Here is a 4,410-nt window from a genome sequence, read left to right as displayed (position 1 = left end):
GGGGGGGCGCCCCCCCCCCCCCCGCCCCGGTTTGTGCTATACTCTTGGGGAACCCACAGGAAAGGAAGCGGTGCGCTTTGCAACTGGAGACCGGGCGGCTTTTGCTGCTGCCGCTGCGCGCGGAGCAGCTGGAGCAGTGGACGGAGGACGTGCCCGCCTTTGAACAGGCGCTCGGGTGCGTCTACGAGGGGGAGCCGATGACGGAGGAGCCCCTCCGGGGGATCGTGCGCGGGCAGCTGGAGGCCGTCCGGCGGGACGGGTGCAACTGGCTGTGGCACACCTTCTGGCTGGTGGTGCGCCGGGAGGACCGGGTGGCGGTCGGCTCGGCGGACTTCAAGGCGCCGCCCGACGGGACCGGCACGGTCGAACTCGGCTACGGACTGGGGGAGGCCCACCGGGGCCGCGGTTATATGACCGAGGCGGCGGAGGCGCTCTGCGGCTGGGCGCTCTCCCGGCCGGGGGTAAACCGGGTGACCGCCGAGACGGAGCCGGACAACGCCGCCTCCCAGCGGGTGCTTGGACGGTGCGGGTTTTCCCGCTTCCGGGAGCTGCCCGGCTCCGTCTGGTGGGAGCTTCCCGGCGGCGGGGGTGCGCGCGGATGAAATGGCTTTCCCACCTGCGCACGATCAACCACCACAAGCTCCTGGTGATGAAGCACTGCTTCCGGGTGGGGCTCTACCGGCAGGGGTTGCTGCACGACCTCTCCAAATATTCGCCGGTGGAGTTTTCCGCCGGGGCGAAATACTACCAGGGGGACCGCAGTCCCAACGAGATCGAGCGGAAGGAGCGCGGCTACAGCGCGGCATGGCTGCACCACAAGGGCCGCAACAAGCACCACCTCGAATACTGGATCGATTACGATCCCGGCCCGGGGCACCGGATGACGGGCATGGAGATGCCGGTCAACTATGTGGCGGAGATGTTCTGCGACCGGGTCGCGGCCAGCAAGACCTACCGGGGCAAGGCGTACCGGGACGGCGACCCGCTGGACTACTACCTGGCCAGCCGGGACCACTACCTGATCCACCCCAACACCCGCGCGCTGCTCGAACGCCTGCTCGGGATGCTCGCGGAGGAGGGGGAGGACCGCACCTTCGCCTACATCCGCCGGGAGGTCCTGGGGCGCCGGTAGCGGGCGCGCACACGATTGGAAGGGGCAGACCGCCCCATGGAAGAGAAGGAGGTAAGGCTATGGAACTGATGGAAGCGATCCGGGCCCGCAGGAGTTACCGGGGGCCGTTCGCGCCCACGCCCATCCCGCGGGAGGATCTGCGGGAGCTGCTGGAGGCGGGGGCGCTCGCCCCGTCGGGCTGCAACCTGCAGACGACGCGCCTGATCGGCGTCGACGACCCCGCGCTGGTGAAAAAGCTCGCGGAGATCTACGGGAAAAGCTGGGCGCTGACCGCACCCGCCGCGATCCTGCTCGTCACCAGGGAGACCCCCTCGCCGAGCGGGGTGTCCTACCATGTGCACGACTATTCGGCGGCGGCGGAAAACATCCTGCTGGCGATCACCGCGAAGGGCTACGCCTCGGTGTGGATCGAGGGGCAGATCCGCGGCGGCCCCGACCGCGAGATGGGCCGCCTGCTCGGCGTGCCGGACGACATGACTGTCGCGGTCTACCTGCCGGTCGGGATTCCCGCCGGGGAGACCCCTGCCGCGAAAAAGCAGCCCTTCGGGGAGCGCGCGTGGTTCAACGGCTACGGGAAATAGGCGGAGCTTCCAAAAGAACGGGTTCCGTGCGGCAGCGCCGCACGGAACCCGTTTTCGTTCACAAAAAATTCATATTCCCGGCCCGCCAGCAAACAGAGGGTTGAACTCCAAATGATAAAATAACGCCAAGGAAAATATTTCCGCGGCGAAGACAAAAACGCCGCCCTTACAGGCGGCGTTTTTGTTGGAGAGTCTTTGCTGTTAAAACTGATTTTCCGAGAACCCCAAGGTACGGGGCGCTCGGGAGGAGACCCATAAAGGACAGGCTGGCACTCCGTCCCACTACAGGTTGCTTTTATTATACAGGCGCTCTGTGCAGCTTATGTAATGGATTGATGGAGAAATGACCGAGAATTTTTGTTTTTTTCGTGAAGGGAGGCCCAGCATGATACCAATGATTTTACTGGTCATGGACGAGGGGAACCCGCGCTATACCGAGACCCTCCGGCAGTACCGGGTCCGCCTGACCCAGCGCATCTTCGACGAGGGCTGGCAGGTGGCGACGGCCGTCGGCGTGGCGCAGGCGCTGGCCCAGCTGGAGGCCCAGAAGATCAGTCTGCTGGTCTTCGACACCACCGGCTACCGGGGGGACCGGGTCGCGCAGCTCAAGCTGCTGCGGGCGTCCACCGATCTGCCCGTGCTCGTGGTGGTCGAGGGGGGGCGACGAGCACGCCGAGCTGGAAATGCTCGAGAACGGCGCGGACGACTGCCTGCACCGCCCCGCGAGCGACCCGCTCATCATCGCACACGTCAAGGCGCTGCTCAAGCGGGTGCACGCGCTTCCGCCCAAGGAGCTGCGCTTCGACGGACTGCGCCTGAGCCTCGCGGAACACGTCGTCGAGCTCGACGGAAAGACGGTGGCCCTTTCGCCGCGGGAATTCGACCTGCTCTACTATCTGGCGCGCAACCCCAACCTGGCGCTCTCCCGCATGCAGATATTAAACCGCGCTTGGGATTCCGGCTACGCGGGGGACGAGCGCACGGTGGACAGCCACATCAAATCGCTGCGCGCCAAGCTCGGATGGTTCGGCAAGCATATCATCACGGTGCGCGGCGTGGGCTACAAGTTCCTCTGGAGCGCCGCGCAGGAGCGCCCCGCGTAAAGATTCGGCACGGCACAACAAAACCCCGCGGCTGTGGAGGCAGCCGCGGGGTTTTCAGTTTGCTTTGGCGTGAAGAACCTGAGCGATCAGATTATTTCACTTTGCGGAACGCAACAGCGCCAGCAGCAGCCAGGGAAACAACGGCGGCTACGAGAGCCACGTTGACCATGTCGCTGGAACCGGTGTTCGGGATGTCTTTGCCATTGTTGGTCGGGGTCTCAACATCGGCGGGCTCGGAGGTCTCCGGCTCGTCAACGGTCACATCGAGCTCGGTATCGGAGACGATGTAGGTGCCCAACTGACGGGTGCGCATGGACCAGCCCGGAATCTCCTCGTCGTCCTCGGAGTAGGTGAACTTGGAGGTGACGTCGGTCAGATAGCCGTCGGCATCCAGCTCATAGATGAAGCAGTTTTCCGGATCGGGGGTGTAGTCGTCGTCGTCTTCCCACGGAATACCAAGGGTCAGGGTCGCTTTGGAGGTCGCCGGGATGGTCTTGTTGCCGGTGAAGTTGTAGAACCAGAGGTCGGCGTCGACGGGATCGCCGTACTCGGCATAGATGTCGCTCATGTTCGAGGTGGACAGGCGGCAGTAGAACTTGCGCGCGTCGTCGTCGGCCTCAAACTTGAGGGCAGCACGGTCGTCGCCCCAGATCAGGGTGTTGGTGTCGTTCTTGTCGGGATCCATATAGACGCGGTCGCCGACATCCGGGTTATCGTCGTTGCCGACCTTCACGTTGCTGACCCAGAGGGTGTACTTCAGGGTGAACTTGTCATCCTTTTCCCAAATCGTGGAGCCAGTGCCGGAAACCGGTTTGTCGCTCTTGCTGGCATAGTAGGTATTGTCATTTTTCGCCTTGAAGGTGATGGTACCAGAGGTCTTGTTCTCATCGGTATCCATTGTGTCGTTCAGGGTGACTTTCAGGAATGCGGAGCGCTCGAAGGTACCGCCAAGGGTCTTGTCGGTCTCGACAGTAATCTTGCTGACCAGCTTGCCGTTGTCCTTCTTGTCAACGTTGAACTTGAAGTAGTCACTGTTGACAAGGTCTTCCATTTCCACGCCAGAGGTAAACGTGCGGGTCATGGAACCGAGCGGAATATAGAAGGTGGAAGCGGGGATCGCGGGGTCCAAGATGATTGTAGCGGAATTTTTCAGATCGAAGGTGCCTTCCCACTTAAGCGGGTTCGGAACATCGGTCGTCTTCTCACCGTCGCTGTCATAAGCATAATCGAAGAAATCGCCCGGGTTGGTGGCGGCGAATGCAACCGCCGAAAGGCTCAGCACGGTCGCAAGCGCCAGCACCAATGCAAGAATCTTTTTCATTGGTAAATTTCCTCCTTAGAATAGTTTTGATCAGTTTTCTCTCTATCGCCAAAGGGCGTCCTCCAACGCTCTTAAAGCCTTCAAATGGAGGAACGAACGGGTGTGGAGAGTCACCCGTTCGTTCAGTTGGCTAGGTTCTAAAATTAGGCCCAGATGCCAGTGTCCGGAATCGCTTTGCCGTCCTCGGCAGGAGCCTCGACATCACCAGCGTCGGTGGCGTAGGCTTTCTCAGCGATGATGTAGACGCCAAGCTCACGGGTCTTGGTCTGGAAG

Annotated in this window: 5 protein-coding genes; 4 read left to right on the top strand and 1 reads right to left on the bottom strand. The window is 62.3% G+C overall.

From position 1 onward, the window contains the following. Positions 1-77: 77 nt before the first annotated feature. The 4 genes from NE609_RS17045 to NE609_RS17030 all read left to right on the top strand — a co-directional run bounded on the left by NE609_RS17045 (position 78) and on the right by NE609_RS17030 (position 2,816). Positions 78-602, top strand: coding sequence for a GNAT family N-acetyltransferase (locus NE609_RS17045; RefSeq protein WP_256153208.1), 525 nt, complete (start codon positions 78-80; stop codon positions 600-602). Further along, positions 599-1,132 (top strand): DUF5662 family protein, encoded by a 534-nt coding sequence (locus NE609_RS17040; RefSeq protein ID WP_101548140.1) that lies wholly within the window; start codon positions 599-601, stop codon positions 1,130-1,132. Before NE609_RS17045 ends, NE609_RS17040 begins: the two co-directional genes overlap by 4 nt. A 59-nt stretch (positions 1,133-1,191) precedes the next feature. Beyond that, the gene (locus NE609_RS17035; RefSeq protein ID WP_121587116.1) at positions 1,192-1,713 is read left to right on the top strand and encodes a nitroreductase family protein; all 522 of its coding nucleotides are present in this window, start codon (positions 1,192-1,194) and stop codon (positions 1,711-1,713) included. Between the two features lie 683 nt (positions 1,714-2,396). Continuing rightward, positions 2,397-2,816: a response regulator transcription factor gene (locus tag NE609_RS17030; RefSeq protein WP_256153207.1), complete on the top strand. Its 420-nt coding sequence runs from the start codon at positions 2,397-2,399 to the stop codon at positions 2,814-2,816. 91 nt (positions 2,817-2,907) lie between these two features. Here the strand turns inward: NE609_RS17030 and NE609_RS17025 are convergent, their stop codons facing one another. Continuing rightward, complete coding sequence (locus NE609_RS17025) at positions 2,908-4,137, bottom strand: LPXTG cell wall anchor domain-containing protein (RefSeq protein ID WP_256153206.1); 1,230 nt, start codon at positions 4,135-4,137, stop codon at positions 2,908-2,910. Positions 4,138-4,410: the final 273 nt, after the last annotated feature.

It is taken from the genome of Anaerotruncus sp. DFI.9.16 (genome assembly GCF_024461615.1).
Lineage (GTDB): Bacteria > Bacillota > Clostridia > Oscillospirales > Ruminococcaceae > Anaerotruncus > Anaerotruncus massiliensis.
Note: the sequence above shows the minus strand (reverse complement) of the source record. Positions and strands in the feature narration are given on the sequence as shown.

Coding starts and splice junctions, on each gene's coding strand:
- NE609_RS17035 (WP_121587116.1), top strand. CDS start 1,192: ATGGAACTGATGGAAGCGATCCGGGCCCGCAGGAGTTACCGGGGGCCG.
- NE609_RS17040 (WP_101548140.1), top strand. CDS start 599: ATGAAATGGCTTTCCCACCTGCGCACGATCAACCACCACAAGCTCCTG.
- NE609_RS17030 (WP_256153207.1), top strand. CDS start 2,397: ATGCTCGAGAACGGCGCGGACGACTGCCTGCACCGCCCCGCGAGCGAC.
- NE609_RS17025 (WP_256153206.1), bottom strand. CDS start 4,137: ATGAAAAAGATTCTTGCATTGGTGCTGGCGCTTGCGACCGTGCTGAGC.